Source organism: Neobacillus drentensis, from assembly GCF_036965245.1.
GTDB classification, from domain to species: Bacteria; Bacillota; Bacilli; order Bacillales; family Cytobacillaceae; genus Neobacillus; species Neobacillus drentensis_G.
In genome coordinates this window covers 19,461-37,633 of record NZ_JBALPG010000085.1, presented here as the reverse complement: position 1 = coordinate 37,633, position 18,173 = coordinate 19,461, and the positions used below count along the sequence as shown (strand labels likewise).

At 39.2% G+C, this 18,173-nt stretch carries 15 protein-coding genes and 2 riboswitches; all 15 genes read right to left on the bottom strand.

The window, feature by feature from the left end; translation table 11 throughout:
• Positions 1–101: 101 nt before the first annotated feature.
• The 15 genes from V7150_RS17585 to V7150_RS17515 all read right to left on the bottom strand — a co-directional run bounded on the left by V7150_RS17585 (position 102) and on the right by V7150_RS17515 (position 18,141).
• Positions 102–374, bottom strand: a complete 273-nt coding sequence (locus V7150_RS17585; protein WP_335520981.1) for a hypothetical protein — start codon at positions 372–374, stop codon at positions 102–104.
• Positions 355–2,424, bottom strand: coding sequence for a glucose-specific PTS transporter subunit IIBC (ptsG, locus tag V7150_RS17580; RefSeq protein WP_335520979.1), 2,070 nt, complete (start codon positions 2,422–2,424; stop codon positions 355–357). Before ptsG ends, V7150_RS17585 begins: the two co-directional genes overlap by 20 nt.
• A gap of 190 nt (positions 2,425–2,614) precedes the next feature.
• Positions 2,615–3,457 carry a glucose PTS transporter transcription antiterminator GlcT gene (gene glcT / locus V7150_RS17575; RefSeq protein ID WP_335520977.1) on the bottom strand — a complete coding sequence of 281 codons (843 nt, stop codon included), beginning with the start codon at positions 3,455–3,457 and terminating at the stop codon, positions 2,615–2,617.
• Between the two features lie 110 nt (positions 3,458–3,567).
• The gene (locus tag V7150_RS17570) at positions 3,568–4,695 is read right to left on the bottom strand and encodes an ABC transporter permease (RefSeq protein WP_335520976.1); all 1,128 of its coding nucleotides are present in this window, start codon (positions 4,693–4,695) and stop codon (positions 3,568–3,570) included.
• On the bottom strand, positions 4,688–5,875 hold the full coding sequence (locus tag V7150_RS17565) for an ABC transporter permease (protein ID WP_335520975.1): 1,188 nt from the start codon (positions 5,873–5,875) through the stop codon (positions 4,688–4,690). The genes V7150_RS17570 and V7150_RS17565 overlap by 8 nt, the downstream gene beginning before the upstream one ends.
• Before the next feature lie 12 nt (positions 5,876–5,887).
• Positions 5,888–6,826, bottom strand: a complete 939-nt coding sequence (locus tag V7150_RS17560; RefSeq protein WP_335520987.1) for an ABC transporter ATP-binding protein — start codon at positions 6,824–6,826, stop codon at positions 5,888–5,890.
• 140 nt (positions 6,827–6,966) lie between these two features.
• Positions 6,967–8,295, bottom strand: coding sequence for an NCS2 family permease (locus V7150_RS17555; RefSeq protein ID WP_335520973.1), 1,329 nt, complete (start codon positions 8,293–8,295; stop codon positions 6,967–6,969).
• Between the two features lie 113 nt (positions 8,296–8,408).
• Positions 8,409–8,510, bottom strand: a riboswitch (purine riboswitch).
• 199 nt (positions 8,511–8,709) lie between these two features.
• Complete coding sequence (gene guaA, locus V7150_RS17550; RefSeq protein WP_335520985.1) at positions 8,710–10,230, bottom strand: glutamine-hydrolyzing GMP synthase; 1,521 nt, start codon at positions 10,228–10,230, stop codon at positions 8,710–8,712.
• A gap of 139 nt (positions 10,231–10,369) precedes the next feature.
• Positions 10,370–10,473: riboswitch (purine riboswitch) on the bottom strand.
• A 34-nt stretch (positions 10,474–10,507) separates the two neighbouring features.
• Positions 10,508–12,724: a DUF4129 domain-containing transglutaminase family protein gene (locus V7150_RS17545; protein WP_335520971.1), complete on the bottom strand. Its 2,217-nt coding sequence runs from the start codon at positions 12,722–12,724 to the stop codon at positions 10,508–10,510.
• Entirely contained in the window at positions 12,721–13,938 is a 1,218-nt protein-coding gene (locus V7150_RS17540) for a DUF58 domain-containing protein (protein WP_335520969.1), read from the bottom strand. Before V7150_RS17540 ends, V7150_RS17545 begins: the two co-directional genes overlap by 4 nt.
• Position 13,939: 1 nt before the next feature.
• Complete coding sequence (locus tag V7150_RS17535; RefSeq protein WP_335520983.1) at positions 13,940–14,881, bottom strand: AAA family ATPase; 942 nt, start codon at positions 14,879–14,881, stop codon at positions 13,940–13,942.
• A 320-nt stretch (positions 14,882–15,201) separates the two neighbouring features.
• Positions 15,202–15,759, bottom strand: coding sequence for a DUF5381 family protein (locus V7150_RS17530; protein ID WP_335520967.1), 558 nt, complete (start codon positions 15,757–15,759; stop codon positions 15,202–15,204).
• Between the two features lie 171 nt (positions 15,760–15,930).
• A complete protein-coding gene (locus V7150_RS17525; RefSeq protein WP_335520966.1) occupies positions 15,931–16,488 on the bottom strand; it encodes a DUF5381 family protein in 558 nt (185 codons plus the stop codon).
• A gap of 189 nt (positions 16,489–16,677) precedes the next feature.
• Positions 16,678–17,712 carry a hypothetical protein gene (locus V7150_RS17520; RefSeq protein WP_335520963.1) on the bottom strand — a complete coding sequence of 345 codons (1,035 nt, stop codon included), beginning with the start codon at positions 17,710–17,712 and terminating at the stop codon, positions 16,678–16,680.
• A 39-nt stretch (positions 17,713–17,751) separates the two neighbouring features.
• Positions 17,752–18,141 carry a hypothetical protein gene (locus V7150_RS17515; protein ID WP_335520961.1) on the bottom strand — a complete coding sequence of 130 codons (390 nt, stop codon included), beginning with the start codon at positions 18,139–18,141 and terminating at the stop codon, positions 17,752–17,754.
• Positions 18,142–18,173: the final 32 nt, after the last annotated feature.

Here is an 18,173-nt window from a genome sequence, read left to right as displayed (position 1 = left end):
AGTTTTCAAAGAACAATTTGTTACTTCGTTAAGAAGCAACTTTATTACTATATCATGTCGTTCATAATAAGTCAACACTTTTTTTAATGTTATCAACATCTTCAAATTGTTAACTCGTCATTAACGACTGCTTTAATATAATAACACCATGAGTATAAAACGTCAATAACGTTTTTGAACTTTTTTATACTATTTTTCAATTGAATAAAAAAAGCTGACCAAAACGGCCAGCTTTTTCTTTGTCCAGCTGCAGCGCCTAGGGGCTCGAAGGAGCCTAATCTCTGGCTTCGCTCCGCTTGCCAGTCGATAATTCTCCCTATATCGCCCCTGTTAAAGGCACTTCCGCTTTCCTTATTATTTTGTAATCGTAACAATTCCTTCTTGTTTCAAGTCAACAAGACCTGATTTTTCAATTACGACCTTTTCGCCTTCCGCTAAATTCGTAAAGACAATTGGTGTAATTGTAGATGTCGCATTTGCTTTTATATAATCTAAATCAACTTTTAATAATGGTTGTCCTTTTTCAATGCGGTCATTTTCTGAAACTAATGTTTCAAATCCTTCGCCTTTTAGTTTAACCGTATCAATACCAACGTGGATTAGAATTTCGCGGCCGCTATCAGATAGGATACCAATCGCATGTTTGGTTGGGAATAGGTTAACGATTTTTCCGTTAACAGGTGATACCACCGTACCTTCTTCCGGCACAATTGCAAAACCATCACCCATCATTTTTCCGGCAAACACTTGATCCGGCACTTCCGTAATTGGCTTGATTTCACCTTTTAACGGTGCTACAAAGATCTCATCGCTTTTGCGTTCTGTTTGCAGTGCTTCTGGATTTATTTCTTCAATCTGTTGTTCAACACCTTTTTCCGGTGCATTAACAGCGGTCGTACGTGGACGCTTTCCTTCTATTATATCCTTCATTTGACCTTTTATCGTTTCAGAACGCGGTCCAAAGATTGCTTGAATGTTGTTACCTACTTCAAGCACACCTGCGGCACCTAGTTTTTTCAATTGGTCTTTATCAACATTTTTAATATCATTAACAGAGACACGTAGACGAGTGATACATGCATCTAAGTGTGCAATATTTTCCTTACCGCCCATGGCATCTAAAATGTTACCAGCTAAATCGCCAGAATTTGCTTTACCTGTTGGTGCTTGATTTTCTTCTTCTTCTAACTCACGGCCAGGCGTTTTTAAATTAAACTTGCGGATCGCAAAGCGGAAGCCGAAGTAATAAATAACCGCAAAGACAAGTCCGACTGGGATGACGATCCATGCATGTGTTTGTGGGTTGATTAAGCCAAATAGGACATAGTCAATTAATCCGCCGGAGAATGTCATCCCGATTTTTACATCTAATAAGTGCATAACCATAAATGATAATCCAGCAAAGATTGCATGAATACCAAATAAAATAGGTGCAACGAATAGGAATGAGAATTCAATTGGTTCTGTAATACCAGTTAAAAATGAAGTCAGGGCGGCTGACGCCATTAAACCGCCGACAAGCACTTTCTTTTCAGGTCTTGCTTCATGATAAATCGCCAAGGCTGCAGCTGGTAAACCAAACATCATGAATGGAAATTTACCTGTCATAAACGTTCCTGCAGTAAGATTTTGTACATGGTCTGAAATTTGTGCCATAAAGATATGTTGGTCACCATGGATAACCTGACCAGCACTATTTGTATAGCTGCCAAACTCAAACCAGAATGGTGCATAGAAAATATGATGTAATCCAAATGGTATTAACGAACGTTCAATGACCCCGAAAACAAATGCGGAAAGAGTTAGGTTTGCATTTACCATGTTGTTCGAGAATGCGTTCAAGCCAGACTGGATTGGCGGCCATATAATAATCATAATTAGACCTACCAATATAGCGGTCCCAGCAGTAATAATTGGAACAAAACGTTTTCCAGCAAAGAATCCTAAATAAGACGGTAATTCAATTTCAAAGAACTTATTGTACAAGGACGCGGCCATAATACCAACGATAATCCCGCCAAACACTCCTGTTTGAAGAGTCGGAATCCCTAGGACACTTACATAGCTTGTACCATTAATATCCTTCGCATCAATACCTAAAACAGTACCCATTGTGACATTCATAATTAAGTAACCAATGATTGCTGCTAGTCCTGCCGTACCTTCTCCACCTGCTAATCCTACAGCAACACCGACTGCAAACAAGAGCGGAAGGTTACCAAAGACGATGTCACCGGCATTTTTCATAACAGAAGCTACCATGTCGACAGCGCTGTTATCTAAAAATGGCGCTAAATCTAATAGAGCCGGGTTTTTAAGCGCTGCACCTAAAGCAAGCAAAATTCCTGCGGCCGGTAAAAGTGCTACCGGTAACATTAATGCTTTACCGACTTTTTGCAGTACGCCAAACGCATTCTTAAACATAATTGTTCCCCCTAATATATTTTTATTAAGCTCATTAAGCGTTTACATTATTGGTAAAAAACCAACAAAAAAGGCATGAGTAAAAGTTTAATCAAAAGAAGTTATGGGTATAGTTTGCCCCTAAAACTTCATTTCAATTAATCCTTTTTACTCATGCCTGATCTAATCAGTAACACGTAAAAAATAATAGCTATTTAAATTTGTTTTGAAGTCTTTGTAAATGCATCGTTAGATAAACGGCTTCTGCATCAAAGACCTTCTTTTTTAATGTTTGCTGCATCACTTTAATGAGCTTCCATGAGAGATTATAACACACTGGATACTCCTCTTTCAAGAGGGATGCAATTTTTTCTGGTTCTTCTACCTTCTCGCCTTTTATCACGCGATCGATAGCAAAGCGAAGGTGTCGAACGAGCCTCATATAATCGATGCCTTCCTTATCAATCTCTATTTCAAACTGTTCCTCAACCATTTCAACAAGTCTGCTGACAAGCTGCGAATGTTGATTCACATCAGAGAGATTTTTATTCGTGATTGCACTATGGATGTGCAGGGCAATAAATCCAATCTCGCCAACAGGTAAGCTAATTCCTGTCTTTTCTTTAATGTGCTGAACGACTTCAGCTGCCACTTCATACTCATGACGGTATAGTGTCTTTGTCTCAATGAGAAACGGGTTTCTCATTTCCATTCCTTGCGAGACTCGGGTCAACGCAAACATGAGATGGTCTGTTAATGCCACATGAATATGTTCATTTAAAACAGAATGGGTCCGTTGCTTAATTAGATCAATAGCAGAAATAATGACCTCTAAAAAATCATTATCGATAAATGGAAGCAGTTTAATATAATTTTCTTGTTCTTTTTCATTTTTTAAAACAAAAAGCTTTTCTACCGCATCCGTATCGATATAGTCCCCTCGTTTTCGATTGAACCCAATGCCTTTTCCAATTAAAACAACTTCTTCATAGGAAGGGTGTTCAGCGATTAATACATTGTTATTTAACACTTTATCAATTAATAAGTTTGCCAACCCCTATCCCCCATTCCTATCTTCTTAACATAGATATTTTTATGTTATAAGAGGTGAGACAGGAAGTCAACGACAAAGTTCGACAACTATTTGAAAAAACGCTTGGAAAATTATTCAAATTTCATTCCTCTTAAACCAACAAAAAAGAACAGAGCGGTAAATCCAAGAAGCGCAGCAGCATCCTTTACTAAGGTGCCAGCGTGCAGGCTGCCGCTTATGATTTCTTTAAAACCCGACATCGCCCATGTTTGCGGTACACCCAATGCAATTTTCTGCATGATATCCGGTACCACATCAATCGGCCAATAGACACCCCCGAGCATGCAAGTGCTGACGATCAAAACCGCACTGATTGCAGAGGCCTGCTGCTTTGTTTTGACGAGTCCGGCAATCATAAGACCAAATCCTACTACACATATGATGACAAGTGAGGCAAATGGAATTAAATAAGTCATTCTTCCCCAGCTTGTATCAAACATTACATTCATAGCGGCCATTAGTACCGCCAACTGAATCCATCCCATGAAAAAGTAAGCCAAAAGATAGCCAAGAATAATTTGAAGTTTACTGACCGGAGAAACAATCAGCCTTCCCCAAGTGCCTTCAATTCGCTCGCCAAGTATCGCGGATGCCGCCCCGGAAAGACCAAACATCATAAACATGATGGCAAATCCTACAAACATTAAATTGATTTCTACTGAACTATTCGTGTCTTTTTGAATAATTTGCTTATCGACTGTCACACCTTTATTCGTCGCGATCGCTTCCAGCACCTTAGAAAAAGCACCTTCTTCTAGGTTCGAAGCAGCCTGATATGAACGGAGAACAAGCCTTGCAGTTCCCTCTAAATGAGTTGATAACGTAAGATAATTCTCGGTTTTCCTTTGCACGATAATGTCAAATATCGGTTTCTTTTCTGAGATTCTTTGGCCGATTTCATCCGGTATCACCACAGCCGCAACAACATCCTGACCAGAGACATTTTTTTCAGCCTGTTTTCGTGATACTTTTCTCCAGTCAAAATGAGTGTCCTGTTTTAAAAGATCCAAAATCTCTGTGCTAACCTCAGAATCGTTGAGAACTACATTAACAATTGGTTTGTTCTGCTTAGAGTTCACCGAAATGCCTCCAAAAATCCAACTAAAAACTGCCGGCATGACAAACATAAGTAACAATACTCCTGGGGATGTAAAAAACTCCTTTAAACGAAGCATGAGAATTGTCCAGATTTTACGCATATTTACCTCTCCTTTCTAATGAAAGGCGAATTAATCCAATTGCGAAAAAGAGCATACCTAAGCCCATTGATGCAGCGACGGCCGGCAGAATCTTGGAAAGAGATGCACCGGACATTAACTCTAAATACGTTTGTAATGCAAGCCCATTCGGCAAGAATTTGGTAACGGAAACGACCCAATCAGGAAATACATAAAGCGGAGCCATACTTCCACCTAAGGCAGCCATGATTTGGGTTCCAAACATTCCGGCAACATTAAACGATTGTTCCTTGTTGATAAGTGAGCCTGCTAAAACACCAAGTCCGCTGGCATTCACAACAAATGCAAACGTCATGATCACAATCCCGGGAATGGAAGGGCCCCAATCAACCCCAAAAAGGAGCTTAGTGCCTGAAATGATAATAAAAGCTTGTGTTAAACAAATAATGATTAATCCAAGCATTTTTCCGAGAAGATAATTTGGATAAGTTAAATTTGTAAGCAGCAGACGTTGAAACACATCCTGTTCTTTTTCCAGGATCATGGTGGATACACCTTGGACGACTGTCATCAATAAAAACATTACAGACATTGCGGCGGCGTAATATTGAAAAGAACTAACTAGCTTGGTTTTAGCATCGATGGAGGTTTCTTTTAATAGCGGTTTTTTACCATAGCCTTTTTGCACGATCCCGCTTGGATTTCCCGCTTGTACAGGCTGGGCCATTTGCGCCACTACAGCTTCAATAGGTACAGAGCGAGAAAACTGTTCAATCACGGTTTGAACGATGGTTGTATTAATATTGGTGTCAGGCACCGATAAAAGTTTTACTTTTGTTCCTTTGCCTGTCATTAGTGATTGGGTGAAGTCCTTTTCGATAACAATACCGACTGTCAGCTTGTGGTCTTTGATTTTTTTATATAAGTCATCTTCTTGGTAGTATTTCACTTGAATTTGTTTGGATAAACTTTTTGAAAAAACCTCTTCCGTTAATACTTTACTGAGCTGGCCTTGATCGAAATTAACGACCCCAAGCGTAAATTTTTTAATTGTTATATCTTCGTTTTCCTTCATGATATTCCCAAAGGCTGAGCCTAAAATAGCAATTAACAGAAGCGGCATCAAGATCAGGGTTAAAAAAGCCTTTTTATCACGCACGACAAGTAATAAATCCTTCCATGCAAGCCACCAGAATTTCATCGTCTCCGCCCCCTAATCTCTTAGATTACGTCCGGTCAGATGCAAAAAGACACTCTCAAGGTTCGGTTCCACAATGTCCACCGAAGTTATCTTTGTGCCTGTTTTTGTCATCGACTGAATGAAATCACTTAATATCAATTGCGGTTCTTTATGAAATACCATTACTTGATGGTCTTGAATTTGAATATCCTTTTTCGAAAAAATTCCTAATAACGTCTGGGTAATTTTCTCCACATGAGCGGTTTCTTTATCAATGGTTAAAATGATTCGCGAATGATTACCAATTGTTTCTCTTAGCTCACTTAAGGTACCGGAAGCAATCAATTCACCATGGTCAACAATTCCAACCCGTTCACAAAGGTATTCGACTTCCTCCATATAATGACTCGTGTAAATGATTGTCATCCCTTCACTGTTTAAGCGCTTAACTGTTTCTATGATATGATTTCTCGATTGCGGATCGATGCCCACTGTCGGCTCATCCATAATTAACAATTCCGGTCTATGTAAAATCGCTGCACCGATATTGACACGCCGCTTCATCCCACCGGAAAAGGTCTCTATCTTATCCTTCGCCCTTTCAGTTAAACCGATAATCTCAAGCACTTGATCCACACTTTTTTCCAGCTCATTGCCAGATAAATCGTACATTCTTCCCCAAAACTTTAAATTTTCCCGTGCTGACATGGCTTGATAGAGCGCAATCTCCTGAGGGACAACCCCAAGCCATTTTTGTGCTTGCTTCGGGTATTTAATTACATCGATGTTTTTTATCCGGATTTCACCAGAAGTTGGCGCAAACAACCCGGTAATCATATTAATCGTTGTTGACTTTCCCGCTCCGTTTGGACCGAGCAGCCCGAATGATTCTCCTTTTTCCACTGTAAATGATACGCCCTTTACAGCCTCCAGGTTCCCAAAGCTTTTTCGCAAATCCTGAACGGTTAGCATTTTCATTGGCAAACACTCCCTATTTCAATCATCGCCTTACATCTCTAATCATACAGAAGTGATTTGGGAAAAGTAAGAAAATTATGCAAATCTTTTCAAAAAAAAGAGAGAACTGTGAGCATCACAGTCCCCTCTTGAAGTTATTTTAAGAAGATAAAATATAAAACAAAGATAACAAAAAATAAGTACATAATCGGGTGAATTTCTTTTGTTCTCCCTTTTACCATCATTGTAATTGGGTAAAAGATAAAGCCCACGGCAATCCCGGTTGCAATACTGTATGACAGCGGCATCGCAATCATTGTTAAGAACGCTGGAACGGCAATCTCAAAACTTTTCCAGTCAATTTTTCCTAATGAAGAGACCATTAGCACTCCGACAATAATTAACGCCGGCGCCGTCACCTCTGGGGTAACTACTGATAACAATGGAAAGAAAAAGAGCGATAAGATAAAAAATCCGGCAGTTACTAAGGCAGCAAACCCTGTTCTGGCACCAGCGGCAACCCCTGCCGTTGATTCTATATATGATGTCGTTGTCGAAGTACCAAGAATTGCCCCAACACTCGTTGCAATCGAATCAGAAATTAATGCTCGGCCCGCACGAGGCAGCTTATTATCCTTCATGATTCCCGCTTGATTTGCTACTGCCACAAGCGTCCCGGCGTTGTCAAAGAAATCAACAAACAAGAAGGTTAAAATAATTCCAAGCATAGAAGTAGTATAGAAAGAACTGTCTCCAAAAGAGGAAAAGGCAGCACCAAAGGTCGGCGCTAAACTTGGAACCGTATCGACGACTTTTTCAGGTGCTTGGATTAAATTAAAAATCATCCCCGTAATAACACTAATCACCATACCGTAAAATACAGCGCCCTTAATTCCTCTAGTCATCATAATAACTGTTACAACGATACCGAAAATTGCAAGCAGTGTAGGTCCTGAGGTTAAATCACCTAAACCAACGAGTGTTGCATCATTATTAACAATAATTTTAGCGTTTTGTAATCCAACAAACGTAATAAACAAGCCAATTCCTGCACCAACAGCATGCTTCAAGTCGATCGGAATCGCATTGATAATTTTTTCACGGAGTCCTGTTAATGTCAGCAAAAAGAAAAACACTCCGGAGATAAGCACCGCTCCTAGGGCATGCTGCCAAGGAATTCCGCTTCCTAAAACAACTGTATACGCAAAGAAGGCATTCAATCCCATTCCAGGTGCTAACGCCAGTGGGTACTTCCCAATCAGTCCCATAACAATCGAACCAAGAGCAGATGCTAATGCCGTAGCCACAAATACTGCACCGTAATCCATTCTTAGTGCATCCGGAAAGTCTTTTACAGATGCAAGTGACAAGGTTAACGGGTTCACGACCAATATATAAGCCATTGCCAGGAATGTGGTTAGTCCTCCAATAAACTCACGGCGATAATTCGTACCATGTTTCTCAAACTCAAAATATTTATGCATGTCTCTTCCCCCTATGAATCTATTATTCTTTACGCAAAAAAACGCTCTCGATTATTCTACCGGAGCGTCTGACTTTAGGCATGTGCAATAAATAGAGGAAAAAGAATGCCTCATTATTCAAAACACTGCCTCGTAGTCAAGCCATTTACGGTGGCTCGGTAGAAACTTTTGGGCCATATTCCCAATATTATACGATGCAATTTTATGATTTCCTTAATACGTTTTTTATTTTAGCAGGAAGAACTCAACTTGTAAACAAAAATACGAACGATATTATAAAAAAATATAACATCGTTCGTATTTTACTCTTAACTTATAAATATAGAAATAAATACTGATATTTTTCTACTTTCCTTTATCTCAGTCGGAGCGGGCCCCTGGCCATACCTCGCTACCCGTGCGCTTCCGCTTTTCTTATTCCCACTCAATCGTAGCTGGCGGTTTAGAGGTAATATCATAAACCACCCGGTTGACATGTGCTACCTCATTAACAATCCGAGTCGAGATGACTTCAAGCACATCCCACGGAATCCTTGCCCAATCGGAGGTCATACCATCAATTGAAGTGACCGCACGGATGCCAATCGTGTAATCATAGGTTCTGGCGTCTCCCATGACTCCGACACTGCGAATGTCCGGGAGCACTGTGAAGTATTGCCAGATTTCGCGGTCAAGACCTGCTTTTTTAATTTCTTCACGCAAAATCCAATCTGATTCGCGAACAATTTCCAGCTTATCCTCAGAAATCGCTCCAAGGACGCGAATACCAAGACCCGGTCCTGGGAATGGCTGTCTCCAAACGATATCATCCGGAATGCCCAGTTCCGTACCAAGTGCGCGAACCTCATCTTTAAACAATGTATTTAGCGGTTCAATTAATGTAAACTGCATATCTTCCGGAAGACCGCCGACATTGTGATGGGACTTAATTGTTTGTGCCGTTGCTGTGCCGCTTTCAATGATATCTGTGTAAAGCGTTCCTTGAGCTAAAAACTCAATCCCTTCCAATTTAGTCGCCTCATCATCAAACACATAGATAAACTCATTGCCGATAATTTTACGTTTCTTCTCTGGATCGGAAACACCTTCAAGCTTGGATAAGAATCGGTCTTGCGCATCCACTTTAATAACGTTCATATGGAAGCCTTCTGAGAAAGTCTTCATTACACTGTCCGCTTCATTTTTTCGAAGCAGACCATGGTCAACAAAAATACAGGTTAGCTGGTCGCCGATTGCTTTATGGATAAGAACAGCAACAACGGAGGAGTCGACCCCGCCACTCAAGGCACAAAGAACTTTTTTATCGCCTACTGTCTCACGAATCTTAGCCATTTCCATTTCAATGAAATTTTCCATTGACCAAGTGCCGCTAGCACCGCAGACGTTAAAAACAAAATTCTTTAGCAGTTCATTGCCATAAACTGAATGACGTACTTCTGGGTGAAATTGTACCGCATAAAGCTTGCGTTCCGCATTGCTCATTGATGAAATCGGGCAGGAAGGGCTTGTCGCATCGACTGTAAATCCAGCTGGTGCTTCAACAACCAAATCGCCATGGCTCATCCATACCGTTTGCTCTTTTGGCAGGTCAGCAAAAAGAGCGGATTCATGTTCTACTGATACTGTCGCTTTTCCATACTCACGCTGCTGTGCCTTTTCAACCTTTCCATTGAAATGAACGGTCATTAACTGCATTCCATAGCAAATTCCTAGAATTGGCAGACCCATTTCAAAAATGGCTTCATCACAGCGGAATGAATTCTCATCATAAACACTATTCGGGCCACCTGAAAAAATAATTCCCTTCGGATTCATTTTGCGAATTTCTTCCGCAGTAATCGTATGCGGGTGTAGTTCACTATAGACACCGAACTCACGAATCCGGCGTGTAATCAACTGATTATATTGACTTCCAAAATCCAAAACAACTATCATATCTTGCTTTTCCGTCAAAGCAGCCACCTCTTTCTAAAGTTATTACTATCTTTCACAAAAATGGAAATAAAAAAACTAGAATTTCCTCCCCAAAAACAAATATTAGGAAGGCAGAATTCTAGTTATCTTATAAAAACTGACAGAAAAATTCTGCCTTCATAGTCAGGCCATTACAATGGCGACCCGGTAGAGACTCTCGAACCCTATTTTCGAGGATATATGAAGGAAACATGTCTATTGAATTATTTCATATTTTATCAATAGGTTGTTTTTCCGGTCAAGCGATAGTCTTTTTAATTAAATTTTCCCATAATTCATGCGACTCTTTCCATGTTCCCTGCGGAAGATTTTGATGATATATATATTGTTCATAGAAAACCGTCAACCGGGTCATCTCCCGAGTTGAAAAGAACGAATCAATATAACGGGCATAGTTCCTTAGTGTTTGATTTTCCTTCCGTTTTAATCCATAGCGATCAAGCTGATTTAATAAAATTAAATACGCCGCACCGATATTTTCATCCTTTTTCTTGAATCTGAAAAGCAGTAGTAACCCGTATGGAAGCCACTTCCCACGGATTCGATAGAGAAATGCCGCAATTACTGATAGGATGATGAGAATGAGAACGAACTTTTTCCAATTATTTTTCAATGCCAGTTTTACATTTTCAAAGCTGGTTTTCAGATCAAAGGATTTCTTTTTATCCTTTACCGTCTTCGTTTCATCCGGTTCTTCCTTCTGAGGCTTTTTCACAGGCGGTGGTGTCGTCTGCTGATTACTAGATCCTGAACCATCAACTGCTTCATAATTGATTAAAATCTCATTAGAAAAACCCTTTGTCGGTTCAAACGGTACCCAGCCTTGATTTGGGAAAAAAACCTCTACCCAAGAATGAGCATTATTGTTCGTAACTTGGTAATACTGGCTTGATGAGTCATCCTCACCATATTCTAGAAACTCACCGCCTGTGTACCCTTTTACCCATCGGGTTGGAATCCCCAGCGTCCTTAGCATAACCGCCATCGAAGTGGAAAAATTATCGCAATAGCCCCGCTTTGTCTCAAACAAAAATTGGTCAACATAATCTTCATTAGTATCAGGTACCGCGACATTTTTTTGGTCATAGGTGTATTCCGTATTGCTAAAATAACTTTCCACTGCTTTCGCTTTGTCAAACCAGTTTGTTTTCCCTGCCGTAATTTGTTCCGCTAATCCTTTGATTCTTAGCGGTAATTCTTCAGGCAAATGCGTATACTTCTGATAAAATAAATTTGATGGATCCATACTCGTTGTTTGCTTTAAATCCTGTACTTTATATTTTGGGAGCACATAGTCTACCGTAAAAGTATGGGGCACAACAGGATCTTCATTTTTATTATAAAAGCTAATCCTCTCGATGGTCGTATCAATCATAAATCGATTTCCATTTGAATCAGACGGCTGAATGCTCAAGATCTTCTTAATTCCCGCAGGGTACATGATAAAGTTGTATTTATAATTTTTATGTATAAATACGTGAGCAGATTCCTTAATGGTTTCAACTGTATTAGGAAAAGAATAAACAGGTACATAATCCTCCTGTCTAAATGAGATGGGTGTCGTACCAGAAGCAAGCCAGCCTTTTCCTGTATACATGTCCTTCGTCTCCATCTTCCAATAATTCTTCCCGTCCGCTTCATACTTAAACACCGATCTGCTGTCACCGATAAACGGGCCGCCAAGTGCTTCATCATTGGTACCGTAACCAATTCGATGCGGTCCTGCCCCATTGCCGCCCGTGCCACCTTTAGGATTATTTCCTGTAAAAAATGGAACAGGATCGGGCCATATCGGCGCAGCTTTTGGTGCAGCAATTCCCACCATAACACTAACAGCAATCATCCCTGCCAGCGGCCCCATCCATTTTCGAATGAAGGATGACTCACAGCCTACATTCTCCTTTTGGATAATGCGGTAAAAGGTCAGCATCCCCATCACAGCAAATCCAGCCACTACCGTTCTAACAATCGCAGCTTTTGCACTATAAGGCGTAAAAGTATCCAAAACAGTAATATAAATCAAGGTCATAAAGAAAAAGATAAATATCCGCTGTCGATTCAAGAGCCAATAATCAATTAAGTAGACCGTTAACCAAAGCAAAATAAAAAACAACAGCGTTCGGAATTCATTGGATAAGTCGTTCCATTGGCTGGCTGCTAGCAGCCCTATACTATTGGCAATATCGGAGCCGAATGACTTCAACCAGCTAAGGTGAAAAAAACCTTCATCATAATAGGTTAGATTGATCGAAAACAAGATAAATAATAGTTTTATCAAAAATTGCCAAATCCCTTTGAGATGAACAAAAGAAACAGCAAAAGAGATAAGCAAGAAGACAATAAATGTTGCAATATGATCCGTGTCCGTTAATTGTTTAATGGGCCGCAGCCATTCCCACAAAAGAAAAAAACTGAGCGTGTATAACAGAAAAGAGGGAAAATTCCTTTTCATCATCGTACAATCACCTCCGAAAAGGCTGCCTGATAATCGCCCTCATGGACCATAATCACTCGAACCCCCCGTGCATTTGCGATAGTTACAAGAGAGCGTTCATTTTCTGATGGCGATTCCTTTTGACCCTTAATAAGAAAAAGGGTTATGGAGCCTTTTCTTTTTCCAAGAAAGCTTGCCTTTTCAATCAAAGGTTTGGTTAATTGCGCAGTGACGAGCATAAACGAAACCGTTTGTTGGATGAAAAGCCCATCTGTCTCCAACACCTTTTCAAAGGATCTCAAACTCTTTGCTTCAATCTTAGCCAGATGATAAAAGAGCTGCTGAAGATGCTGTTCCCCGCCTCTTATTGGAAAGGATGCTCTTTCATTGCTAAGGGTTAGCAGTCCTGTTTGCGCCCCCTTTTTCAAAATGGCATGTAATAAGGATGCCGTAAAGGAAACGATCGGTTCAAAGCGTTTATCAGGTACACAGTCCATAACGACAAACACATCATGGGACTGACGCTGCTCAAATTCCTTTGTCATAATCTCGTTCCGCTTGGCAGAAGCCTTCCAGTTAATCCAAGAAAAACGGTCACCTGGCTGATAATCCCTTACACCAATTGCCATTGTGGTATCGCGCTGCACACGTTCCCTTGATGCCGTTAACCCCTGATCATATTGATTTTCAAACGGCCGATATAAAAGTTCCGAATAAGCAGGATAAACAATGATTTTGCCTGCAGCCTCACATGTCTTCTCTTTTTCAAATAATCCAAGAGGATCACCGATTCTAAGTGTAAAGGAGTTGAAAAAGTGTTCCCCGCGCGGCAGCTCATCAATGATATATTCATAGGAAAATTCTTTTTTCAAGCCGGGAAGAATGAGTGCCTTTGCCTTCTTTTGCTGAGGGGAAAATTTCAACACATCACCTAATTGGTCTTCAATGAGTAAATAGAATAACGGAAAAGCTTTTGACCGCTTTACTTTTACGATTACCTTTAACGTTTCCCCAGCATTGTAATCCGATTTCGGCAATACCCTTGATACTTCAAGCTCATTTAAGGAATAAAAGGAAAGAGCGATGCAGTAAATGGCAAATGGCAGAAAGCTATAAAATAAAAACCAGCTGACAAATCCCCCTTGGAACATCGCATACGAGAAGGTTAGGAGGATCAAAAAGAGTAATAGGATAAATCTCCATACTTTTTTGAATGGAATCCATAATTTTTTCATTTTATTTCACTAACCTTCGGACCGGTACAGGAACCCTGGCAACCAATCGGTTTACTACTTCTTCTGCAGAAATCCCTTCAAATTTTGCTTCGGACTTTAAAATAATCCGATGGGATAATACAAATGGTGCCAAATATTGAATTTCGTCCGGGAGGACATAATCACGCCCATACATATAGGCATAGGCTTGTGCTGCTTTCATTAGGGCGATGGAACCCCGTGGGCTTGCACCTAAATAAACACTTCCATGACCTCTTGTCCGGTTCACAATGTCGACAATATACCGTTTAATAGTCTCATCAACAAAAACCTCTTTAATTTCTTGCTGCAATTCGAGTAAGCCTTCAAGATCTATGACCGGGGACAGGTCCTCGATTGGCGGCACCTTTTGGGCCCTGTTCAAAACTTCAATTTCTTCTTGTAAATCAGGGTAACCCATTTTCATTTTTAATAAAAAACGGTCAAGCTGCGCTTCCGGGAGCGGGTAAGTGCCTTCATATTCAATCGGGTTTTGTGTCGCCATAACGAAGAACGGCTTATTTAATCTATGGGTCACACCATCGATGGTGACACTTGCTTCCTCCATCCCTTCTAAAAGGGCCGATTGTGTCTTCGGTGATGTCCGGTTAATTTCATCAGCGAGAATGATGTTGCCCATTAAGGGACCAGGTCGGAATTGAAATTCCATCTCTTTCGGATTATAAATGGAAACTCCCGTAACATCGGATGGTAAAAGGTCTGGAGTAAATTGAATTCTGCGGAAGTTGGCATTAACAGATTTGGCAAGCGCGCGGACCATCATCGTTTTCCCGACACCAGGTACGTCCTCTAACAGCACGTGACCTCCTGCTAGCAGGGCAACGAGGCTAAGTTCTGCAACATTTCTTTTTCCAATCATAACCTTTTCAATATTTGCGATTATTTTTTCTATCGTGGGATTCATTTGTTCATGTGACAAGGTGATTCCTCCTCAATGGATCAAATCGATTTATTACATTCTATCTATGTATTCTCTTTTTCCTGAAAAATTCCTTTTAAAAAGGCACGCAATATTCAAAATGTGCAAAAAGTTCAACTTCAATTAGTACCGAGGACACTTTTTATTTTATGGGAAGGATTTTATCACCTATAAACTTGAACGCCCCTACGACAAAGACCGCAATGAATTTCTCCGTAAAAAATGCCCTCTTCAAACAAGAAGGCATTTTTTAAAAGTTATATGGCGTAAGGTTAATTAAACGGAATAGGCAAAGTTCTCAAACTCTAATCAAACTTCTGCTCCTGACGTTCATAATTTTCTTCTTTTCGCAACAACTCTAAATTGATTTTTCGATCCCACACTTTTCTTGCGTTTTCCGTCATATAAGGGAAAATATACTGGTCGACAATCACCTGATACTCCGTATCATCAATAAGATTATAGGTACGAATCTTAATTTTTTTGTCATCGAAAGTTTCAATAACAATATCATTGATTAAATTGAGTGGATTTCTGACCATATCGATATTCCGTATATTTTTAATAAGAATGGTACCTTTTTTTAATAGGATTGTGCCATTTTCACCTTGAACAATGGTAAATAGAACCTTCCCTGGAATAAAACCTGGTAGTGCCCAGAGAGTTAAATATAGAAAGATCGGGAAAAAAATGATCCCTCCAAAGATATAAAACAACGAAAAATCCCATTCAAAAGTAAAACCTTCAAGAATTAAGAATATAGAACACCCTAAACCTCCTAAAACGAATAGAGCCATCCACGCGTACATAAACTTCGAGCCTTTTATTTTTATAGCTTCGTTATCTTTCTGAACGTTTACCAAGCGTTGCGCCTCCTTTAAACTGAGAGAATCTTGTTGTTTAACAGCAGATTTTATTGATCTTTATTAAACAAAAATCCTCTTTTTAAAAATGCCCTCTTGAAACAAGAAGGCATTTTTTTATAAGTATTTGGAATGAGGTTAATTAAACGGATGAAGCAAAGGTCTCAAACTCTAATCAAACTTCTGCTCCTGACGTTCATATTTAGCAACCCTTAATAATTTTTCTAAATTTACTTTTCGATCCCACACTTTTCCTGCGTTTTCCGTCAAATAAGGAAATATGTATCGATCGACGATGATCTGATAATCCAAGTCATCAAGGAGATTATAGGTACGAATTTTCATTTTTTTGTCATCGAAGGTTTCAATGACAATATCATTGATTAAATTGAGCGGATTTCTCACCATTTCGATATTCCGTATATTTTTAATAAGAACAGTACCTTTTTTTGATATGACTGTGCCGTTCTCTCCAGGGACGATCGTTAGCAAAACCTTCCCTGGTCTCAATCCAGGCAGATGCCAGAGAGTGAGATAAAGGTAGAATGGAGTAAAAACGAATCCTCCTACAATGTAAAATAGGGAATATTTAGAATCGAATTTTAACCCGTGTATGATCATGTAAAAACATGCAATTAGAAAACCGGCTGAAGCAAGAAACATCCACACGTACATAAACTTCGAGCCCTTTATTTTTATGGCTTCGTTATTTTTCTGAACGTTTGACAAGCGTTACGCCTCCTTTAAACTGAGAGAATCTTATTGTTTAGCAGCAGATAATAGAAACAGGGGATTTACTATGTGCTAATCACACTATAAAACCATAAGAAAAACCCCGAAAAATTTAAGTTTATCGAGGCTTTTGTAAAAAAACATTTCAAAATTACTCCTATAAAAACATCCTTTTTCTGTTCACTTCTATGCAGACTTAACCTTCTTGACAACAGGAGTATCCTTTTTCTTAAGACAAGCACAGAAGGATAATAATAAAATAACTGCTTCCCATAGCAGCGCAAATAGGAGAACATCTGAGGCACCTTCTTGACTCCAGCTTGACTTATTAATAAAGAAAAATAGAATTACTATAAATAACAACAGATTGCTTTTCCAGAAAAATGATAAGCCTCTTTTAAAAGAAAATTTCCCAATTTCTTCTTTTGGATTACCAGATATGACTTTCTTGTTTTTTTGGGGATGATTTTGTAGAAAATCATCCAAAATGTTATGCAATGTATTAAAATAATGGCTTACACTGTTACTCATTAAAAATATTTGGTTGTTGTCAGTCTCTTCATAATTTATATGCCAAATATTATTTTCCCCAGGAACAAAAAGCATTACGAAATCAGGCTGCATTAAATTTTTCTCATTTTTTCTCTTTTTAAATGTAATCTTGGAAACCTGCTGATTATTTTTTTTAAAATCCCGTAAGAACAGACGTATTTTGGAATCAATTGATTGATCCTCTATCATTCGATCCAAATCCGATGATTTTTTGTTATGGATTAAATCGTACATGTTATTGGACAACTCAATATTTATTTTTACTGGATCTTCCTGCAGCTTTGAGTTCACTCCATAGAAATTACAAATTATTTCATTTAAACTGTTGGGAGTCTTATATTGGGAAAACCTATGCTGGTTTTTATGTACATCTTCCAGAATAACGCCTGCTCCTTCAGAAGGATAAATCAGCAAACAATGATCTCCATTTTCGAACCTTATCATTTTGTTAGAATTCAAAATCCTGTTTACCGGATTTTTTAAAAGCACTTTGTGATTAACAGAATTATTTACGTTGGTTTCTTGAGGCGAGATGATTACTTGATCGATTTCTTTTTTCGAAATATTGTTTTCTTTGGCAAATTCCCTCGCCCTTTTGTCAGAGCCCGATTGAGCAAGAACTTCTATAAGCTCTTGAGTAGAGACACTGATCTTTTGGCCATCTTCCATATCCGTTCTTCCTCCACTAGTCTTTAAATTTTAGCTGCATCAATCAAACATACTCAACATGCTGAACCCTGCTATAACAAGAAAAACAAAAAAAAGTGCAGCAGCCAGCTTATTCAAAATGAAAGGGAGCCGGTTTAGTACATTCTGAACATAATAGTTTACTCCCGATGAGATTACGGCAATGTATTTGAAGAAAAAGCCTACTATGCTTTTGGGTTCATCAAAAACATTTACTTCATAAATAGTGACGACAAGACGCTGAATAAATATAGAAAATAAAGCAAAAATGGCATTGGACATAATCATCAGCCCAATATAAGAACTTGGTATGGGAATATCAATTCCCGTGAAAAATAAAGCAATCAATGTCCATACCCCAACAGCCAATGCCAAGCCAACAGTTTTCCTCATGTTTTTATTACCTTTCATTAATAAAATTTCCTGAAATTGTTTCAAATGAA